This window comes from Pseudomonas sp. Root569 (assembly GCF_001427465.1).
In the GTDB taxonomy this organism is placed as follows: domain Bacteria; phylum Pseudomonadota; class Gammaproteobacteria; order Pseudomonadales; family Pseudomonadaceae; genus Aquipseudomonas; species Aquipseudomonas synxantha.
The window spans coordinates 119,586-139,122 of sequence record NZ_LMGQ01000027.1; the positions used below are offsets into that span (position 1 = coordinate 119,586).

The 19,537-nt window shown below is 61.0% G+C and carries 17 protein-coding genes; 6 read left to right on the top strand and 11 right to left on the bottom strand.

Going from position 1 to position 19,537, the window contains the following annotated elements:
* Positions 1–44: 44 nt before the first annotated feature.
* The 3 genes from ASD70_RS24075 to ASD70_RS24085 all read right to left on the bottom strand — a co-directional run bounded on the left by ASD70_RS24075 (position 45) and on the right by ASD70_RS24085 (position 4,744).
* On the bottom strand, positions 45–1,370 hold the full coding sequence (locus tag ASD70_RS24075) for a sigma-54-dependent transcriptional regulator (RefSeq protein ID WP_046069365.1): 1,326 nt from the start codon (positions 1,368–1,370) through the stop codon (positions 45–47).
* Complete coding sequence (locus tag ASD70_RS24080) at positions 1,364–3,130, bottom strand: ATP-binding protein (protein ID WP_046069364.1); 1,767 nt, start codon at positions 3,128–3,130, stop codon at positions 1,364–1,366. Before ASD70_RS24080 ends, ASD70_RS24075 begins: the two co-directional genes overlap by 7 nt.
* Positions 3,131–3,220: 90 nt before the next feature.
* On the bottom strand, positions 3,221–4,744 hold the full coding sequence (locus tag ASD70_RS24085) for a fumarate hydratase (RefSeq protein WP_046069363.1): 1,524 nt from the start codon (positions 4,742–4,744) through the stop codon (positions 3,221–3,223).
* A gap of 303 nt (positions 4,745–5,047) precedes the next feature.
* On the opposite strand from ASD70_RS24085, the gene ASD70_RS24090 reads away from it, so the two are divergent.
* Both ASD70_RS24090 and ASD70_RS24095 read left to right on the top strand, forming a co-directional pair.
* Positions 5,048–5,980 carry an iron-sulfur-binding ferredoxin reductase gene (locus tag ASD70_RS24090; protein WP_046069362.1) on the top strand — a complete coding sequence of 311 codons (933 nt, stop codon included), beginning with the start codon at positions 5,048–5,050 and terminating at the stop codon, positions 5,978–5,980.
* A 30-nt stretch (positions 5,981–6,010) separates the two neighbouring features.
* Positions 6,011–6,760: an enoyl-CoA hydratase-related protein gene (locus ASD70_RS24095; RefSeq protein ID WP_056847603.1), complete on the top strand. Its 750-nt coding sequence runs from the start codon at positions 6,011–6,013 to the stop codon at positions 6,758–6,760.
* Between the two features lie 165 nt (positions 6,761–6,925).
* Here ASD70_RS24095 and pyk read toward each other — a convergent pair whose 3' ends face one another.
* On the bottom strand, positions 6,926–8,377 hold the full coding sequence (gene pyk / locus ASD70_RS24100; RefSeq protein WP_043050041.1) for a pyruvate kinase: 1,452 nt from the start codon (positions 8,375–8,377) through the stop codon (positions 6,926–6,928).
* 175 nt (positions 8,378–8,552) lie between these two features.
* Between pyk and ASD70_RS24105 the strand changes: the two genes are divergently transcribed.
* Positions 8,553–8,927 (top strand): tetratricopeptide repeat protein, encoded by a 375-nt coding sequence (locus ASD70_RS24105; protein ID WP_046069360.1) that lies wholly within the window; start codon positions 8,553–8,555, stop codon positions 8,925–8,927.
* 221 nt (positions 8,928–9,148) lie between these two features.
* A complete protein-coding gene (locus ASD70_RS24110; RefSeq protein ID WP_056847604.1) occupies positions 9,149–9,508 on the top strand; it encodes a PilZ domain-containing protein in 360 nt (119 codons plus the stop codon).
* 11 nt (positions 9,509–9,519) lie between these two features.
* Here the strand turns inward: ASD70_RS24110 and ASD70_RS24115 are convergent, their stop codons facing one another.
* From ASD70_RS24115 to ASD70_RS24140, 6 genes are read right to left on the bottom strand one after another with little or no spacing between them, the layout of a single operon-like run.
* Positions 9,520–10,851 carry a DUF58 domain-containing protein gene (locus ASD70_RS24115; protein ID WP_056847605.1) on the bottom strand — a complete coding sequence of 444 codons (1,332 nt, stop codon included), beginning with the start codon at positions 10,849–10,851 and terminating at the stop codon, positions 9,520–9,522.
* A 7-nt stretch (positions 10,852–10,858) separates the two neighbouring features.
* Positions 10,859–11,854 carry an AAA family ATPase gene (locus ASD70_RS24120; protein ID WP_056847606.1) on the bottom strand — a complete coding sequence of 332 codons (996 nt, stop codon included), beginning with the start codon at positions 11,852–11,854 and terminating at the stop codon, positions 10,859–10,861.
* A complete protein-coding gene (locus tag ASD70_RS24125) occupies positions 11,851–13,008 on the bottom strand; it encodes a DUF4350 domain-containing protein (protein ID WP_056847607.1) in 1,158 nt (385 codons plus the stop codon). Before ASD70_RS24125 ends, ASD70_RS24120 begins: the two co-directional genes overlap by 4 nt.
* Entirely contained in the window at positions 13,005–14,534 is a 1,530-nt protein-coding gene (locus ASD70_RS24130; RefSeq protein ID WP_056847608.1) for a DUF4129 domain-containing protein, read from the bottom strand. Before ASD70_RS24130 ends, ASD70_RS24125 begins: the two co-directional genes overlap by 4 nt.
* Positions 14,521–15,501, bottom strand: coding sequence for a stage II sporulation protein M (locus tag ASD70_RS24135; RefSeq protein WP_046069337.1), 981 nt, complete (start codon positions 15,499–15,501; stop codon positions 14,521–14,523). Before ASD70_RS24135 ends, ASD70_RS24130 begins: the two co-directional genes overlap by 14 nt.
* On the bottom strand, positions 15,498–16,190 hold the full coding sequence (locus ASD70_RS24140) for an RDD family protein (RefSeq protein WP_046069336.1): 693 nt from the start codon (positions 16,188–16,190) through the stop codon (positions 15,498–15,500). The genes ASD70_RS24135 and ASD70_RS24140 overlap by 4 nt, the downstream gene beginning before the upstream one ends.
* Positions 16,191–16,352: 162 nt before the next feature.
* On the opposite strand from ASD70_RS24140, the gene sbcB reads away from it, so the two are divergent.
* Entirely contained in the window at positions 16,353–17,780 is a 1,428-nt protein-coding gene (sbcB, locus tag ASD70_RS24145) for an exodeoxyribonuclease I (RefSeq protein WP_056847609.1), read from the top strand.
* A gap of 90 nt (positions 17,781–17,870) precedes the next feature.
* Here sbcB and mvaT read toward each other — a convergent pair whose 3' ends face one another.
* A complete protein-coding gene (gene mvaT / locus ASD70_RS24150; RefSeq protein ID WP_005790963.1) occupies positions 17,871–18,245 on the bottom strand; it encodes a histone-like nucleoid-structuring protein MvaT in 375 nt (124 codons plus the stop codon).
* Positions 18,246–18,595: 350 nt separating this feature from the next.
* Here mvaT and purU point away from each other — a divergent pair, with 350 nt between their 5' ends.
* A complete protein-coding gene (gene purU / locus ASD70_RS24155) occupies positions 18,596–19,444 on the top strand; it encodes a formyltetrahydrofolate deformylase (protein WP_019821236.1) in 849 nt (282 codons plus the stop codon).
* Positions 19,445–19,537: the final 93 nt, after the last annotated feature.

A 19,537-nucleotide genomic window follows, 5' to 3' on the forward strand; every position in this document is an offset into this window, starting at 1 on the left:
GCTGGCGCCATCTGGGGCAAGCCCTGATGGCGATCGGAAGGTCGCTAGAGAAACATCTCCCTCGCCAACCCATGCCGCTGCATCTTTTCATTGAGGGTCCGGCGCGGCAGTTGCAGCTCGGCCAGCACTGCCTTGATATCGCCTTTATGCCGAGTTAATGCAGCTTTCAGGCAATGTGCCTCGAACGCTTCCTGTTGCGCCGCCAACGATTGCCCGGCCTCGATGCCGTCCGGTTCCGTATCGCCGAGCCCCAACACCTGGCGCTCGGCGACGTTGGCCAGCTCACGCACGTTCCCCGGCCAGTCATGACTGAGCAGGCGCCCCAGCTGTGGCCCACTCAAGGGCTCGACATGACGACCCAGACGTTCAGCAGCACTCTGCGCGAAATGGTCGTACAGCAACGGAATATCTTCGCGGCGCTCGCGCAACGGCGGCAGGCGCAGTTGCGCGACGTTCAGGCGATAGGCCAGGTCTTCACGAAAACGCCCGGCGCGGGCCTCTTCCAGCAGGTCAGGCTTGGTGGCGGCGATGATGCGCAGATCCACGTGGATGCTTTGGTTGGAACCCAGCCGCTCCAGCTTCTGTTCCTGCAACACCCGCAGCAATTTCACCTGTTGGGCCAGGGGCATGCTTTCGATCTCATCCAGGAACAACGTGCCGCCATGGGCGTATTCCAGCTTGCCGATGCGTTTGCCCTGGGCGCCGGTAAAGGCGCCGCTTTCGTGGCCGAACAACTCGGCTTCAAACAGCTGCTCGGGGATGGCGGCACAGTTGAGTGCTACAAACGGCTTTTTCGCCCTGGGGCCGAAGTCATGCAGGCAGCGAGCAACCAATTCCTTGCCACTGCCGGTCTCGCCCCGGATCAACACGTTGACCGGCAGGGTCGCCAGGTCCAGCACCTGGCGGCGCAGGTTCTGCAAGCTGCGCGACACCCCCAGCAGGCTGGACTCCAGTTGTGCGCGGTGATCGGCCTGTTGATGCAGGCGGCGGTTTTCCAGGATCAGGCCACGCTTGTCCAATGCCCGGCGCAGGCTGTTGAGCAGTGCCTCGGGGCTAAAGGGTTTCTCCAGGAAATCGTAGGCACCGTCGCGCATGGCTTCGACGGCCATCGGCACGTCACCATGGCCGGTGAGCAAAATCACCGGCAGGTCGGCATCGCGACGCTTTACCTCGGCCAGCAGCTCAAGGCCGCCGAGCCCGGGCATGCGTACATCGCTCAAAATCACACCGGGAAAGTCTTTGGGCAGATGCGCCAGGCATTCTTCGGCGCGACTGAACAATTGCACCTCAAACCCCGAAAGGCTCAGCCATTGCTCGACGGCGGTGCGAATGCTGGCTTCGTCATCGACCACAATTACAGCGTTCAACATGGCGCTGGCGTCTCCAATGCAATCGGCAAGGTCAGGGTAAACACTGCGCCGTCGCCACGGTTGCCGGCGCTCAGGCGCCCGCCCAATTCATGCACGATAGCGTAGGACACCGCCAGCCCCAAGCCGAGGCCGTCGCCGACCGGCTTGGTGGTGAAGAACGGATCGAACACGTTGTTCAGGTGTTCTTCGGCGATCCCGCCGCCGCTGTCGCTGACCGTCAACTGCCACAGCTGCTGATCGGCATGCAGGCGGATTTCCAGGCGCTTGCGCGGCTTGTCGGCCATGGCGTCCAGCGCGTTGCGCAGCAGGTTGATCAATACCTGTTCCAGGCGGATCGCGTCGCCGCGTACCCAGGCCGGGCGCGTCAGGTCGAGCACGACGCCGATGGCTTCATCACGCAGGCGCGCGTCGAGCAAGTGCAGGGACTGATCGACCACGGTGGCCAGGTCCAGGCGTTCACGCAGGCCGCTGGGGCTCTTGCGGGCGAAGGTCTTGAGGTGCCCGGTGAGCGCGGCCATGCGCGTGAGCATGTCATCCAGCGGCGTGAGTGCCTTGTAGGCATCGTCGACGCGGCCGTGGTCGAGCAACAGCCGCAGTGTTGCCAGTTGCATGCGTTGGGCCGTCAACGGTTGGTTGATTTCATGGGCGAGGGCGGCGGACATCTGCCCCAGCGCCGCCAGCTTGGCCGACTGCACCAGGCCATCCTGGGCGGTGCGCAGCGCCTGGGTGCGTTCCTCGACCAACTGTTCCAGCTCTTCGCGGCTGCGCTGACGCAAGCGGGCCAGGCGCCAGCGTTGGCTGAGGAACAGCACCAGGAATACCAGCGCCAGCCAGGAACCCGCGGCGGCTAGGCCAGCGTTGCGTTGGTCTTCAAACGGGAACTGAGGTTTGCGCAGCAGGTGCAGGCTCCAGCCTTCTGCCTTGAGCGGCAGGGACTCCCAGATGTAGTTGGCATTACCGTCGGGGCCATTGACGCGCATCAAATGGCTGTTGTCGTCGAAGCGCTGCAAGACGCTGGTCTCCAGCGGCTGCAGGTGTTTCTTGTCGTATTGGCGGGTGGCCTTGAGTTCAGCCAGGTCGGTTTCGGACAACGGCCGCAGGTTGCGATAACGCCAGCCCGGCTGGTTGGCGATAAACACAATGCCCCGCGCATCGCTGACCAACAGCAAGTCATTACCCTGGGCCCATTCGCGTTCAAGCTCAGGGAATTCCAGCTTGACCACCATGGCGCCGAGGAACTGCTCGTGCTCATCGACCACCGCGCTGGAAAGGAAGTAACCCGGAATGCCAGTAGTCACCCCCACCGCGTAAAAACGCCCGGTGCCTTGGCTCAGGGTCTGGCTGAAATACGGGCGAAATGCGTAGTTGTGGCCGACATAGCTGCTGGGCAAATTCCAGTTGCTGGCGGCCACCGCCAGGCCGCTGCGGTCCATCAGCTCCAAGGTGGATGATTGAGCGGCGCCGTTGATGCGTTCGAGCTTGCGATTGAGCACGTCCTGGGTGGTGCTATCCAGCGGGCCCTTCAAGGCGCGGATCATTTCCGAGTCCAGGGCCAGCACGGCGGGCAGGGCGCGGTAGCGTTCGATCAGGGTGTGCAGGGAGTTGGCATACAGCGCAAGCTGCTGATTGGCGCGAGCGGCGTCATCCACCAGGGCCTGGCGTTCGGCATGGCGTGTGGCCAAGGCAGCGGCCATCACCGCACCGGCGATGATCAATAACGAGTAAAAGGTCAGGCGCAGGGGGCGAGGGATCACGATCATACGATGATGAACAGGCACGGTAAGGGCGAGCACCATACCATGAGCTGTCTGGAACTTGTGTGGGAGGGGGCAAGCCCCTCCCACATCGACTTACTGTACTTCTACCGCCAGGCTCTCACTGATCTTTTTCTGCCAGATGGCAGGACCGGTGATGTGTACCGACTCGCCCTGACTGTCCACTGCAACGGTGACCGGCATGTCTTTTACGTCGAACTCGTAGATGGCTTCCATGCCCAGTTCGGCGAACGCTACCACGCGCGACTTCTTGATGGCTTGCGCCACCAGGTAAGCGGCGCCGCCCACGGCCATCAGGTACACGGCCTTGTGGTCCTTGATCGCTTCGATGGCGGTCGGACCGCGCTCGGATTTGCCGATCATGCCCAGCAGGCCAGTCTGCTCGAGGATCTGGCGGGTGAACTTGTCCATCCGCGTCGCGGTGGTCGGGCCAGCCGGGCCAACCACTTCTTCGCGCACCGGATCAACCGGGCCGACGTAGTAGATAAAGCGGCCCTTGAGGTCCACCGGCAGGGTCTCGCCCTTGTTGAGCATCTCGACCATGCGCTTGTGCGCGGCGTCGCGACCGGTGAGCATCTTGCCGTTGAGCAACACGGTTTCGCCCGGCTTCCAGCTTTGCACTTCTTCCGGGGTCAGGGTGTCGAGGTTGACGCGGCGGGCCGACGGGCCGGCTTCCCAGACGATTTCCGGGTAGGCGTCCAGCGATGGCGCTTCCAGCGACGCCGGGCCGGAACCGTCGAGCACGAAGTGCGCATGACGGGTGGCGGCGCAGTTGGGGATCATGCACACCGGCAGGGACGCGGCGTGGGTCGGGTAGTCCATGATCTTCACGTCGAGCACGGTGGTCAGGCCACCCAGGCCCTGGGCGCCGATGCCCAGTTGGTTGACCTTCTCGAACAGCTCCAGGCGCATCTCTTCGATACGGTTCTGCGGGCCGCGCTTTTTCAGCTCGTGGATGTCGATGGATTCCATCAACACTTCCTTGGCCATCACCGCGGCTTTCTCGGCGGTGCCGCCGATGCCGATGCCGAGCATGCCCGGTGGGCACCAGCCGGCGCCCATGGTTGGAACGGTCTTGAGCACCCAGTCGACGATGGAGTCGGACGGGTTGAGCATGGCCATTTTCGACTTGTTCTCGGAACCACCGCCCTTGGCCGCCACGTCCACTTCCACGGTGTTACCCGGGACGATGGAGTAGTGGATCACCGCCGGGGTGTTGTCCTTGGTGTTTTTCCGCGCGCCCGCCGGATCGGCGAGGATGGATGCACGCAGGACGTTTTCCGGCAGGTTGTAGGCGCGACGCACGCCTTCGTTGATCATGTCGTCCAGGCCCATGGTGGCGCCGTCCCAGCGTACATCCATGCCTACGCGCACGAACACGGTGACGATACCGGTATCCTGGCAGATCGGGCGGTGGCCGGTGGCGCACATGCGCGAGTTGATCAGGATCTGGGCGATGGAGTCACGGGCTGCCGGCGATTCTTCGCGCAGGTAGGCTTCGTGCATGGCCTGGATGAAGTCAACGGGGTGGTAATAGGAAATGAATTGCAGGGCGTCGGCAACGCTCTGAATCAGGTCGTCTTGCTTGATCACGGTCATGAGTCGCGCTCCTCTATAAGGGAACATTCAATAAAGGTGGCTTCAGTATTGCGTCGGTCGGCTGAAACCATCTTTCCAAGGCACGCCAAAGTGGTGCAGGCGCGACGCTAAAAAGGCGCGGCAGTATAACCCGGCGCGGTGGCCGATACACCCGACTATGGTCACGAATGCCCGGCCCGGTTATCTGTAGGAGCGAGCTTGCTCGCGAAAAGCGTGAATCTGGTGGGTTTCATCAGGTTGTCCGCGTTATCGTTAGCGATCTTCGCGAGCAAGCTCGCTCCTACCAATAGAGGTAACGGTGTTATGCCTGAACTGCACGTCGGCGAACGCCATTGGTCGGTGCCCACCGGCACTAACCTGCTGGATGCCTTGAACCAGGCGGGAGTCGCCGTGCCGTACAGTTGCCGGGCCGGCAGCTGCCATGCGTGCCTGGTGCGTTGCCAGGGCGAGGTCGATGACCAGCAGCCCGAAGCCCTGAGCCCGACGCAACGTCAGCAGGGTTGGCGCCTGGCGTGTCAGTGCCGGGTCGTCGGCGACCTCCAGGTCGAAGCATTTGATCCGCTGCATGACGGCGTGGCGGCCCAGGTGGTGGGCGCTGATTGGCTGAGTTCCACGGTGCTTTGCCTGCGCCTGCTACCGGAGCGTAGCCTGCGGTATCGGGCCGGGCAGCATCTGGTGTTGTGGGCAGGGCAGGTGGCGCGCCCGTATTCCCTGGCGAGCTTGCCCCAGGAGGATGCATACCTGGAGTTTCATATTGATTGCCGTCAACCCGGTGAATTCAGCGATGCCGCTCGCCATTTCAAGGTTGGTGAGCCTCTGCGCCTGGGCGAGTTGCGGGGCGGGGCGCTGCACTATGACCCCGACTGGCAATCGCGACCGTTGTGGCTGCTGGCCGCCGGCACCGGCCTGGGCCCGTTGTGGGGCATATTGCGCGAAGCGCTGCGCCAGGATCATCAAGGTGCCATCCGTGTCATTCACCTGGCCCATGATGCCGAGGCTCATTACCTGGCCGAACCCCTGGCGGCGCTGGCCACGCAGCATGGGAACCTGACGGTGGAGCTATGGACGGCGGCAGAGTTGAACCAGGCATTGGCGCAACTGCGGCTTGTTTCGCGGCAAACGCTGGCTTTACTCTGCGGTCACCCTGTCAGCGTCGAGGCTTTTTCCAAGCGCCTGTTCCTGGCCGGGCTGCCGCGCAATCAACTGCTGGCCGATGTGTTCCTGCCCCGTGGTTGAGCGCTGAAACCTTTTGCCGCGAGATTCGCCATGACCGACGCCATCCTGCAGCAACGCGAACGCGGGTTGCTGACCTTGCAGCTCAATCGCCCTGACAAGAAAAACGCCCTGACCCGTGCCATGTATACGCAACTGGCCGAGGCGCTGGAACAGGCCGATGCAAACTCGGATATTCGCGCCGTACTGCTACAGGGCAGCAGCGAGTGTTTTACCGCCGGCAATGACATCAGCGATTTTCTCGAACAGCCACCCAACGACCTCGACAGCCCACCGTTTCACTTTATGAAAAGCCTGCTCAACTGCCGCAAACCGGTGATCGCCGCCGTGGCTGGAGCGGCGGTGGGCATTGGCACCACGCTGTTGCTGCATTGCGACCTGGTGTATATCAGCCGCGATGCACGCTTGCGCATGCCGTTCGTTAACCTGGGTTTGTGTCCGGAGTTTGGCTCGAGCCTGATCCTGCCGCGGTTGCTGGGGCATGCGAAGGCGGCTGAACTACTGTTGTTGGGCGAGGGGTTCACTGGCGAACAAGCCGCAGCGTGGGGGATTGCCACCGAGGCGTTGGGCAGTGGCGAGGCGGCCTTGGCCAAGGCGCGGGAAATGGTCGAACGTTTTGAAAGCCTGGCGCCGGGGGCGGTGCAGGTCACCAAGCAGTTGATGAAAAGCGTTGATCGCGAGCAGTTGCGGCAGGTAATCGAGGAGGAGGGGGCGTTGTTTACCCAGCGCTTGAGATCGCCGGAGGCGATTGCGGCGTTGTCGGGGTTTATCACCCGGCGATAAAACGGTGTTGGCTGTTCTGGCGCCATCGCGGGCAAGCCCGGCTCCCACAGTTGACCGCATTCCAATGTGGGCCCCACCACTCGGCACCCCGCCCAGGCTCGGTGTGCCTGAAATGCAAAAAGCCCCGTCATTCACATAACGGGGCTTTTGTTTGCAGCGTGTCAATCAGACCTGCGGGTCGCCCACGTGCAGGATCTTCATGCCATTGGTGCCACCGGTGGTGTGGTAGCTGTCGCCCTTGGTGAGGATGACCCAGTCGCCTTTCTCTACCACGCCGCGCTTGACCAGCTCGTCGATAGCCTTCTGGCTGACTTCGTTTGGTGCCAGCGAAGCCGGGTCGAACGGGATGGTGTACACACCACGGAACAACGCCGCACGGGCCTGGGCTTCGCGGTGAGGGGTAAACGCGTAGATCGGCACCGAGGAACGGATGCGCGACATGATCAGCGGCGTATAGCCACTTTCGGTCAGGGCAATGATCGCCTTCACGCCCGGGAAGTGGTTGGCGGTGTACATGGCGGCCAGGGCGATGCTCTGGTCGCAGCTTTCGAAGACCTTGCCGATGCGGTGGCTGGAGGTCTTGCTGGTCGGATGCTTTTCAGCGCCGACGCAGATGCGCGCCATGGCCTGCACGGCTTCGAGCGGGTACGGGCCGGCGGCACTTTCAGCCGAGAGCATCACGGCGTCGGTGTAGTCGAGCACGGCGTTGGCCACGTCGGACACTTCGGCACGGGTCGGCATCGGGTTCTGGATCATCGACTCCATCATCTGGGTCGCAACGATCACGGCCTTGTTGTGGCGGCGTGCGTGCAGGATGATCTTTTTCTGGATACCGATCAGTTCGGCGTCACCAATTTCCACACCCAGGTCGCCACGGGCAACCATCACGGCGTCGGAGGCCTTGATCAAGCCGTCGAGGGTTTCGTCGTCGGCCACGGCTTCGGCGCGTTCGATCTTCGCCACCAGCCAGGCGGTGCCGCCGGCTTCGTCGCGCAGTTTACGGGCGTATTCCATGTCGGCGGCGTCGCGTGGGAAGGACACAGCGAGGTAGTCGACTTCCATTTCGGCAGCGAGTTTGATGTCGGCCTTGTCTTTTTCAGTCAGGGCTGGCGCCGTCAGGCCACCGCCGCGACGGTTGATACCTTTGTGGTCGGACAGCGGGCCGCCGATGATCACGGTGCAGTGCAGCTCGGTCGGGGTCGCGGTGTCGACGCGCATGACCACGCGGCCATCGTCCAGCAGCAGTTCGTCACCGACGCCGCAATCCTTGACCAGGTCCGGGTAGTCGATACCCACGACGTCCTGGGTGCCTTCGGTCAACGGGTGGCTGGTGGAGAAGGTGAATTTGTCACCAATCTTCAGCTCGATCCGCTTGTTGGCAAATTTGGCGATACGGATTTTCGGGCCTTGCAGGTCTCCCAGCAGTGCGACGAAGCGGCCATGCTTGGCGGCCAGGTCACGCACCAGCTTGGCGCGAGCCTTGTGCTCGTCCGGGGTGCCGTGGGAGAAGTTCAGACGGGCGACGTCCAAACCAGCCAGAATCAGCTGTTCGAGGACTTCCGGCGAGTTGCTGGCCGGGCCAAGGGTGGCGACGATTTTGGTGCGACGGACGGACATGCACAGACTCCTGAGTTCAAGCGCTGGAGAAGGCTACTATGCTCTTTCGTTGTAGTCATTGTTCGTTTGCACTACTTATCGACGATTGGCTTGTTTTTGCTGCGCTTGACTGGGCAAACATCCTTGAAGATTTTCGACCAGGGGTCGATACACTGCACAAGACAGGAGAACCCCCATGCGAATTTTGCTCGTTGCTGCCCTGGCCGTCAGTGTTGTCGGCTGTACTCGCTGGTCGATGGACCACCATTTGAACAACGCTTACCGTGCCTATGGGGTGGGCGATTGCGCGCGCGTCACCCTGGAGTTGTCCCAGGTGGATCGCGAAAGCCGTACCCGTCGTTATGTGCAACCGGAGGTTTCGATGCTGCGCGGGCAGTGCCTGGAGCGACAGAAACTGTTTGTTGATGCCGCGCAAACCTATCAGTTCATCATCAGCCAATACCCTTCAAGTGAGTACGCCTATCGCGCCCGTGCGCGGCTCGATACCTTGCAGCAACTGGGGCATTTCCCGAGTGCAGCCGCCGTAAAACCACGGCCTGCATCTTTGTAATGAAATTTGTCATTTTAGAGCTGGCCCGTCGCCAGTCCTGGGCTATTCTTTGAATGTTCGTTTGTACAAGTTTCTATTCGAACGGATGCAGGGCCTGGATTCGGCAGCTGTCTGGTGACAAACAGTACCGTTGTCACACCGAGATCCAGGGAGAGCGAGCGACTGCTCGTTCCGAATCACTGGCACGGCCAGACTCTTGGCCATTGGATGGCGACTTCATCATGTTTACCGAGCGACGGATCGAACGGCATCAACTGCCTTATTTTTTGCAGGTGTTCAATCGTGTTACCGACAAGCCGATTGGGTTCTTGGGCAATGTGTCTGAAAATGGGCTGATGCTGATCAGCCAATTACCCATGATGGTCGATGTGGATTTTCAGCTGTGCTTGAAAATTCCGGTGGCCCAAGGTGAATTCCAGACGATTGATCTGACGGCGACCTGCTTGTGGAGCCATGAAGATGTCAACCCGCAGCAATACGATTCCGGGTTCACGGTGCATCAGCCACCCGAAGCGTATGGGCAATTGATCAACGCGCTGGTGCAGTACTTCAGCTTTGATCCCCAGCAGGCCTCCGTCTGAATGCAGGCAATTTAGAACGCACCGGCTTTTTTCCACCCCAGGTAGCGCGTCACCAGTGTGGCGCCCAGTTCCGACGGCAACGTATCCAATACTGCAAGCCCATGGGCGGTCAAACGATCATGGAGTTGATTGCGGGTGTTGAGGTAATCAACCGTGCCACTGTAAGCCAGGGCTTCGGGCAAGGTCTGCACGGGGGCTTGGCGTAACTGGTCAAGGATTTCCTCTCGCATGCTTGCCACAAGTACCCGATGTTGCCGGCCAATACGTTTGGCGGCGGTCATCAGCGCTTCATCATCCTCATCTCGCAGGTTGGTGACGATGATCACCAGTGCCCGGCGCTTTTGACGCGCCAGTAATTGGCTGGCGGCAGCCTGGTAGTCAGCGGTTCTACGGGTGGTGTCCAGGTCGTAGACCGCATTGAGCAAGCTGTTCAATTGGCCACTGCCCTTGACCGGCTTGAGGTAGCGCGGCTGGTCGCTGGCGAAGGTGCACATCCCTACGGCATCGCCCTGGCGCAAGGCGACATAACTGAGCAGCAGGCAGGCGTTGAGGGCGTGGTCGAAATGGGACAGTTCATCATCCTGGCTACGCATGCGCTGGCCGCAATCGAGCATGAACACGATTTGCTGGTCGCGCTCATCCTGGTATTCACGGGCAATCGGCGTGCGTTGGCGAGCGGTGGCCTTCCAGTCGATCTGGCGCAGGCTGTCACCTTCACGAAACTCGCGCAGTTGATGAAATTCCAGGCCCAACCCTCGCCGCTGATGTTGGCGCACGCCCAGTTGGCTCAGCCAGTTATCCACACCCAGCAACTGCGCGCCGTATAAACGGGCGAAATCCGGGTAAACCCGGGTGGCATCATGGGTTTCGACGAGTCTGCGCGCCGACCACAGCCCCAATGGGCTGGGCAGCAGCAGTTCGCAGCGACTGAAGCTGAAATGCCCGCGGCGCAAGGGGCGAACGCGATAGCCCAGCTCAGCACGTTCGCCGGGGCGCAGTAGGATGGATTGGGGCTGGTTATCCACACTCAGGCCGTCAGGCACGTGGTCGAACACCCCTACGGTCAGTGGTTGAGGATAGTCATGCTCCAGGCACAGGCGCACCTCTTCCCAGCGCCCCAGCGCCAGGCTGCCGGGCAGTTTCCTGGTTACGCGCGCCGAGGGCCGGCGGTGCAAGCGTGCCGCATCCAGCGTCGCCAATAGCAGCAGGGCCAGAAGCAGGCCCCAAGCGATGGAATGCAAGGTTTGAGGTAGCTTGACCTGCAGCGCCATCGAAGCGCCCAACAGGGTGTTCAGGCCAAGTAGCACACCCAGCCAGATCAGCAACAGACGGGTCGGCTTCATGGCTGCGTCATTGCCTTGGTGCAGCAATCTGGTCAAGTAGCTGCTGGAGCACCTGGTCAACTTCCAGGCCGTCGATGTCCAGTTCCGGCGCAATGCGCACCCGGTGACGCAGCACTGCCAGCGCACAGCCCTTGATGTCATCGGGCGTCACGAACTCGCCACCGCGCAATAGCGCCCGGGCGCGGGCGCCGCGTACCAGGGCGATGGAGGCCCTGGGACCGGCGCCGATGGTCAGCCCCGGCCAACTGCGTGTGGCCCGCGCCAGCCGCACCGCGTAGTCGAGTACCTGTTCATCCAGGGGCAGTGCGCTGGCAATTTCCTGCATCAGCACCACGTCCTCGGCTTGCAGCACGGTGCGCAACGGCTGTACATCCAGCATGTCGGCCCTGGACGAGCGGGTCACTTCGCGGACCATCTCCAGTTCCTGCCGGGCGTCGGGGTAGCCCATGCGCACCTTGAGCATAAACCGGTCCAGCTCGGCCTCGGGCAGCGGGTAGGTGCCTTCCTGCTCGATGGGGTTCTGGGTCGCCAGCACCATGAAGGGCTGGCCGATGGGCAACGCCTCGCCCTCCAGGGTAACCTGGCGCTCCTGCATGGCTTCGAGCAGTGCCGCCTGGGTCTTGGCCGGGGCACGGTTGATTTCATCGGCCAGCAACAGGTGGGTGAACAGCGGCCCTTTGCGCAGCTTGAACTGTTCGGTCTGCAGGTCGTACACCGCATGGCCGGTGACATCGCTGGGCATCAGGTCCGGGGTGAACTGGATACGTGCGAAATCACCGCCAAAGCAACGGGCCAGGGCACGTACCAGCAAGGTCTTGCCCAGGCCTGGCACGCCTTCGAGCAGGACGTGACCACCTGCGATCAAGGCGGTGAGCACGTCGTCAATCACCTGGTCCTGGCCTATCACGGCCTTGCGTAATTCCACACGCAGGGCCTGGGCCTGCTGGCTGGCATGTCCAAGGTTGTCTGCGGTCAGGGGGGTGGCCATTGGAGAGTCGCTCATAAGGCATTCCTGAGGGTTTGCAGGCACGCTACCTGTCGGCTGAAATCGGCATTGGAGAGCCGTTTCAGCGCAAGTGGTTCAAGCGCCTGGCTGATGATATGGGAAGGTTGCCGTGTCAAGTGTTCCAGCACCTGCCGTTGCTCTGCGCTGTCGAGGTGTTCAAAGCCTGGGTGGCGTCGCCGGGCGGCGCGCAGGAGGTCGAGCTGCAAGGCTTGCAGCAAGGTGCCCTGGCCGCTGCGGCGTAGCAGGAAATCGGCACTGGCCTTCAAGTGTTCCTGTAATTGCCGACGAGCCTTGGGCGCTGGTGCCTGGACCGGGCCGTGGCGCATGCCAGCGTGCCACAGCGCCAGGGCAACCAATGCTGCGAGAGCGACGAGGGCCTGGGGGAAAAAACGCAGCAACAGGGTAAACAGATCGTCCACGTCACTGTTGAACAACAAGGTTACCTGGGTGCCCTGGTTAAGGTACCAGAGCAGCCAGGCGTTATCGTGGTTGCCGATGCCAGGGGTTTTCCACAGGTCGCTATCGGTCATCACCGTGACACGGCCTTGCCCCAGGTTCAGCTGCATCAGGTGGCTGGACTGCGCGCTGTTGGCAGAGAACTGTGCCAGGTGCCTGGGGTCGATGAGGTTGAAGTCGGTGTCAAAACTGAAATGCGCAGGGGCGGTTTCGTTGTCGACATAGAGTTTGGTCAGGTCCGGTGCCGGCTTTTTACGAGGCCGTGGCGGTTCATCGAAGGTTTCGCTCAAGGTTTGGCGGATATTGAGGCGATCAAGCAACAGATCGCCACTTTTGCCGGTTTCTTCGTCCCACAAGGCCTCGGCGACCAGCAGCAGGTGGCCCCCGGCTTTGGCCCACTGCAGCAGTTGCTCGACCTGGCGTGGAGTCATGTTGCTGCGTTCCCCCAGCAGCAACAGGCTATGGCCTTTGGCGGGCAGGTCGGCGAGGCGTTCAAGACCGTTGGCATGCTCCACCGTGAGGCCTTGCTTGTGCAGGAAATGCTCGGCAGCCAGATAGGGGTTGGCCCGTGCAACCGGCGATGGGCCGCGATCCACCACTTCGTCGTAGGGAATTGCCTTGTGCCAGGCATACACGCCGCCCATGCCCAGCAGGCACGCCAGCAGCAGCGCCACCCACACCAGCGGGCGGTTCATTGGCTCGCTCCGTCGCTGAACAGTGCACGCCAGTCGTCGCACAGCTTCTGCTGGGCAGAGGAGGGAGGCAGGCGATGGCCATAGGCGAGGTTTTGCCAGTGCCGTGTCAGTTCGTCACTGAATGCCAGTAACTGCGGCTGCTGCAAGCGATGCACGTGCTCCAGCACCTGGCCTTCAGTGTCGGCGCTTTTCAGCGGCAGGTTGTATTCGTGCAATAGCCGGCTGAGCAGGCCGCGATACAGCAGGCCGAGGGCTTCCCGTGGCTGGGTGGGCCATAGCTGTTCGGCGGCGCCGGCAAGGTCATCGGGCAATGTGTCGGTGCCCAATTCCAAGCCGAACAGCTGGGTGGGCATGGCACTGGCCGTTTTCGGGCGAGGCCGTCGGCTGCGACTGACAAAGGTGCGTAACCATTCGCGGTAACGCCACACCACTAGGGCCAGCCCGCCAATCACCAGGCTCCATAGCAGTATTTCCAAGGCTTTAGCGACGTGCTTGAAGGCATCGCTGTTGAGGTTGTCGAGCAAGGCCTGGAGCCAGCGGGGTAGTTTGCCATCGCCATGGCCTTGGTTTCCAACCGGCGCCTTTTCTTCGCCAAACCGGTAGCGTGTGACGGTTTCCGGGTTCTTGAACGGTGGCTTTTCCAACACCGCTTTGATGGATTGGCTGGSGGCCTGGGTACTAAGCGATTTGGGACCAGGCGGTTCCTGCGCCATGGCAGATGGGCTGAGCTGTAGCAGTGTCAGGCCCACGACCAGCAACAATGCTGGCGCAACACTGCTCAGGCGCTGGCGCAAGCGTCGGAATACCAACTCCAGGTCCCAGGCCTCCAGGACCGTACGCCGATTGAGGTACAGGCTGAAACCGCAGGCGACGTAGATGGGTTCCCAGAACACCAGCACCATGGCATAGAACGCGTTGCCCAGGTGTTCCAGCCATAGCACGTCCGAGCCCGTTGCCAAGCCCATCCGTTGCCAATCCCAGTCCAGTTCCACGTTTTGCGGAATGAACAGATAGAACAGGGCCATGGCGCCGAACCACAGGCCGATTTCCAGGTGTACGCCGATGATCGTCAGCCAGCGTGCGGCCCCGGCATTGCGTTGCAGTAATACCCCCAGGCGCTGTTGGCGCCCATGACCATCGAGGCCTTCAAGTTGGCTCACCGGCAGGGTAAAGCTGCGACTCAGGCTCAGTCGCCGCCAGGTCAGGCTGGCGAACAATTGCCCCTTCAGCAGGTGCGGCCAATGGCGAACGGCCTGTTTGAGGCTGGGTGTTTCGCCAAACAGGGCCTTGGACAGGATGTACAGCGGCAAGCGGTCAAAGGCCGGCTTGAGCCACCAGAACAGGAACATCGCCAGCGACGGGTAACGCCACAGCAGCACAGTGAGCACCATAAATACCGGCAGGCTTACCAGTGCCCAACTGCCCATCAGCAAGAGGCGGTGTTGCCTGGCCATCAACACACCCAGGTCCATGGCTTCCCAGGCGGTACGCGGGCGAATCATCACACTGGAGTCAGTCAGGCGCATGATGAGTCCGCCCGGCGAATATCAGGTAGGCGGCCACCAGCAGCCAGAGCGCGGCGCCCACCAGGTATTTGATCCAGGGGGCAATGCTGGTGGTGGAGGACCAGTAGGCTTCGATAAACGCAGCGATGAGCAGGAGCATCATGACACCGCAGAGCATTCGCACACTTTTACGGGCCGCCAGGCGTAGGGCCTCGCCGCGTGCCAATCGCCCCGGCGCGACCAGTGACCAGCCCAATTGCAGGCCCGCGGCACCGGCCAGGGTGATGGCGGTGAGCTCGAATGCGCCATGGCCAATGGCAAATGACCAGAAGGTCTGGCCATAGCCAATATCCGTAAGGTGCCCGGAGACCGCGCCGATGACCAAGCCGTTGAAAATCAGGAAGAACACGCTGCCCAGACCGAACAGCAGGCCGGCCGCAAACGTCTGGAAGGCGATGCCGATGTTGTGCATCACGTAGTAGCCAAACATCATCCAGTCTTCGCTGGCGGCCCGCTCGGCGGCCCGGCCCAGGCGGCTGGCCTGGGGGTCGTACATGCCCTGCATCTCAGCTACTTGTTGGGGGCTGACGATGCTGTAGATAAGGTCGGGAAACAGGTAGACCAGCAGCGCAATCCCCACCAGGCTGCCAAAGAACAGCAGGCCGGCGATCAGCACGAAGCGCCACTGCTGGCGTACCAGGCGTGGGAAGTCGGCGAGGATGAACGCCAGCACGTTTGCCGGCAGCTGGCTGCGATGGCGGTACAGTTGTTGGTGGCCGCGCAGCGCCAGTTGTTGCAGCGGGTCTACCAGGTAGCTGCTGTAGCCGCGCTCCTGGGCCAGGGCCAGGTGCTGGCACAGGCGCCGGTATTGATGGGGGAAGCCCGCGACATCGGCGGCCTTGGCTTTGCCTTGCTCCAGTTGCTTGAGCTGTTCGGCGAAGGCTTGCCATTGTGGCTGGTGGCGGCTTTCAAAAAGGCTCTGCTTCATGTCGGCCCCAACAAGCCACGGGCCACACCGTTGAGTTGCTCCACGGCGCGGGCCGGGGGTACTTGCAGGGGCTCGGCGAGGATCGCGGCCAGTTCATGCACCCGTTCGGCAGAGAGCTCGGCCTGGCGCTCGGCGAAACCGAGGATGGCCCGCTGTTCGCTAAGTTGCAGTGCGAAGGGCAGGCGCAGCGCGGAGGCTTGAGGGATTCGCGGGCGTAACAGCGGCAGTTCGCGGTAGACCACCAGCGTGCCCGCGGCCAGGTCGCCAAGCCGCTTGAAATGCGGGTGTTGCAGGCAACTGATCGCACCGAGGAAGTAACCGAAGGGCAGCATGTCGACAAAGCGTAAAAGGTTGCGGATCAACGACCCCGACCAGCCAATGGGCGTGCCGTCGTCCTGTACCACCCGCAGGCCCATCACCTGTTTGCCCGGGGAGCAACCCTGGTTGAGCACTTCGAACAGCACCATGTACCACCAGCTCACCACAAACAGCAGCAGCGAGCCTAGCCCGACGCCAATGTTGCCAAGCAGCGCCAGGGGCACCAGCAGGATACCCATGATGATCCCACGTACACCCAAGTCGAAAGCAAAGGCCAATGCCCGAGGCGGCAGGCCGGCAGGACGCAAGGGCAGGTCGATACCTTCCGGCGTCTCGATCTGGTAGTGGGTATCCAGGGGTGTTGATGCCATTGCGGTCCTTTGCATTACGACTAAGAGACACGGATGCTAGCAGTGTCGACGGTGGAAGCAACCCTTCAAGGTTTTGCTGGATATTTATACAGTAAAGGTATCGCTGGCCCCGAGCGCCTTGCAGCGCCTAGACTTTGTCGGTCTTCAGCACAGGAATAGCCCGTGACCTCGATTTTCTGGTACGACTATGAAACCACCGGTATCAACCCGCGTAATGATCGCCCGCTTCAGGTAGCCGGTATCCGCACTGACCTGGACCTCAACGAGGTCGGTGCGCCGATCAACCTTTATTGCCAGCCCAGCGACGATATCCTGCCCCACCCGGCTGCGTGCGCGATCACGGGGATTACCCCGGGTGTTCTTGCGCAGAAGGGTCTTGCCGAAGCCGACTTCATGACCCGGGTGCACGCCGAGCTGGCGGCGCCAGGCACCTGCGGCGCCGGCTACAATACCCTGCGATTTGACGATGAAATGACGCGCTACAGCTTGTATCGCAACTTTTTCGATCCTTATGCGCGGGAATGGCAGGGCGGCAACAGCCGCTGGGACTTGATCGATGTGATGCGTACGGCCTATGCACTGCGGCCCGAGGGCATTACCTGGCCAGAGCAAGACGGGCGCGTGACGCTCAAGCTCGAGCGGTTGACCGAAGCAAACGGCATCGAGCATGGCCAGGCCCACGATGCGTTATCTGATGTGCGAGCGACTATCGCCCTGGCGCGGTTGGTCCGGGAGAAACAGCCCAAGCTATATGAATGGTTGTTTCAACTGCGCAGCAAGCAGCGGGTCATGGACCAGGTGCGGTTGCTGCAACCGATGGTGCATATCTCCGGGCGCTTTTCTGCCGAGCGCCATTACCTGGGGGTGGTGTTGCCCCTGGCCTGGCACCCGCGCAATCGCAATGCCTTGATTGTCTGCGACCTGGGGCTCGACCCACAGGGGTTGCTGGATCTGGACGCCGAGACCCTGCGCGAGCGCCTTTACACGCGCCGTGGTGAGTTGGCCGAAGGTGAACTGCCGGTGCCTCTCAAGTTGTTGCATATCAACCGCTGCCCGGTGGTCGCGCCGTTGAAGGTGCTGCGCCCGCAAGATCGCGAGCGTCTGCAATTGGATATGGATACTTTTCAGGCACGGGCGCTGCGGCTAACTGACGCACAAGCAGTTTGGCGTGACAAGTTGGCGGCCATTTACGCCGAGGAAGACTTTGCGGCGAACCAAGACCCGGAGCAGCAGCTCTACGATAGCTTTATTGGCGACCGTGACCGGCGTTTATGTGAACAAGTTCGGATGGCAGAGCCCGCGCAGTTAGCGCGCCAGCAGTGGCCGTTCGATGATCATCGTTTGCCGGAATTATTATTTCGCTACCGCGCACGTAACTTTCCTGAAACCTTGAACAATGAGGAGCAACAGCGCTGGAAACTTTTCTGTCAGCAACGCTTGTCGGATCCGCAGTGGGGAGCACCGAATACCTTGCTGGCATTTAAGCAGGCGCGTGAGGAGTTGGCAGTTAGTGCTACATCGTTTCAGTGTGGGGTACTCGAGCAATGGCAGGACTATGCCGACTCTTTAGCCGCTCGACTGAATCTGTAGGTGGATAACTACAGAATATCCTGACAATAAAAAACGCCAGCAAGCTGGCGTTTTTAATGTGTTGCGTATCGGCCGAAGGTCTGACCAGGCTTAGCCCAGCAGGGTAGCCCAACCTTCAACCACATCACCGCCCCACTTGGCTTTCCACTCTTTCAGAGTCTTGTGGTTGCCACCTTTGGTTTCAATCACTTCACCGTTGTGCGGGTTTTTGTACTGCTTGACCTTGCGAGCACGCTTGGTACCGGTAGTTTTCACAGCGCCGCGTGGTGCTTTAACTTTCGACTCTGGATCCAGCAGCGCGATGATGTCACGCAGGGATTTGGAGTATTCACCCATCAGGGTGCGCAATTTGCCTTCGAATTCCAGCTCGGTTTGCAGCTTGTCGTCTTGGGACAGGTTCTTCAAACGAGCTTGCAGCTCTTTGATGGCTTCTTCGGTGGCGCGGTATTCGTTGATCAGTGACATGTGGACTACCTTATGTAGAACGCTGATTGGCAGGGTGAGTGGCCCAATAATAGTCAGGCAATTTCGCCAAGTAAACATTTAAGACGGTATTTGTGTGAATTACATTGAATGTTTGTGGCAAAGCGATGCAAACGAGTTAATTAATAGGCGCTGGGCAGAAAGATAATCGCGTTAATTTCCTGTTAACTGCTCGAGTTTGCCTTATACGGTCAAACAGCGGTGGTAAAAACCTTACGCGAATAAGGGGTGTTGCCAGGACCAGCACCGCGAATAAGGCATCAGGAATACTGCAGTTTTTCTGCGCAATCGCTAGAATAGCGGCCTTTGCGAAGTTCTGGAGTTTCCCCCTAATGCGCACTTTTCGGCTGGTGATTGCTTGCCCGGACCGGGTTGGCATCGTTGCCAAGGTCAGTAACTTTCTGGCTTCCCACAATGGTTGGATCACCGAGGCGAGCCATCACTCGGACGATCTCAGCGGTTGGTTTTTCATGCGTCACGAAATTCGTGCCGATACACTGCCCTTTGGCCTGGAAGCCTTCCGCGAGGCGTTTGCGCCGATCGCCGAAGAGTTTTCGATGACCTGGCACATCACCGACACGGAGCAGAAGAAGCGTGTGGTGCTGATGGCCAGCCGCGAATCCCACTGCCTGGCGGACCTGCTGCACCGTTGGCACAGCGATGAGCTGGACTGCGAGATTGCCTGCGTGATCTCCAACCATGACGACCTGCGCAGCATGGTCGAATGGCATGGCATCCCGTACTACCACGTGCCGGTCAATCCCCAGGACAAGGAGCCTGCGTTCGCCGAGGTATCGCGCCTGGTCAAGCAGCACGACGCAGACGTGGTAGTGCTGGCGCGCTACATGCAGATCCTGCCGCCGGAACTGTGCCGTGAATACGCCGGCAAGGTGATCAATATTCATCACAGCTTCCTGCCGTCGTTTGTCGGGGCCAAGCCCTATCACCAGGCTTCCCTGCGCGGCGTGAAGTTGATTGGCGCGACCTGCCACTACGTCACTGAAGAGCTGGATGCCGGCCCGATCATCGAACAGGACGTGGTACGCGTCAGCCACAGCGACAGTATCGAAGACATGGTGCGTTTCGGCCGTGACGTCGAGAAGATGGTGCTGGCCCGTGGCCTGCGTTATCACCTGGAAGATCGCGTCTTGGTGCATGGCAACAAGACCGTGGTGTTCTGATCAGCCCGTTGGGTTGAATAGTTGAATAAGAAAGGGCCTGGGGGTACAACTCCCCAGGCCCTTTTTATTTGTAGGACACCCACATGACCGACC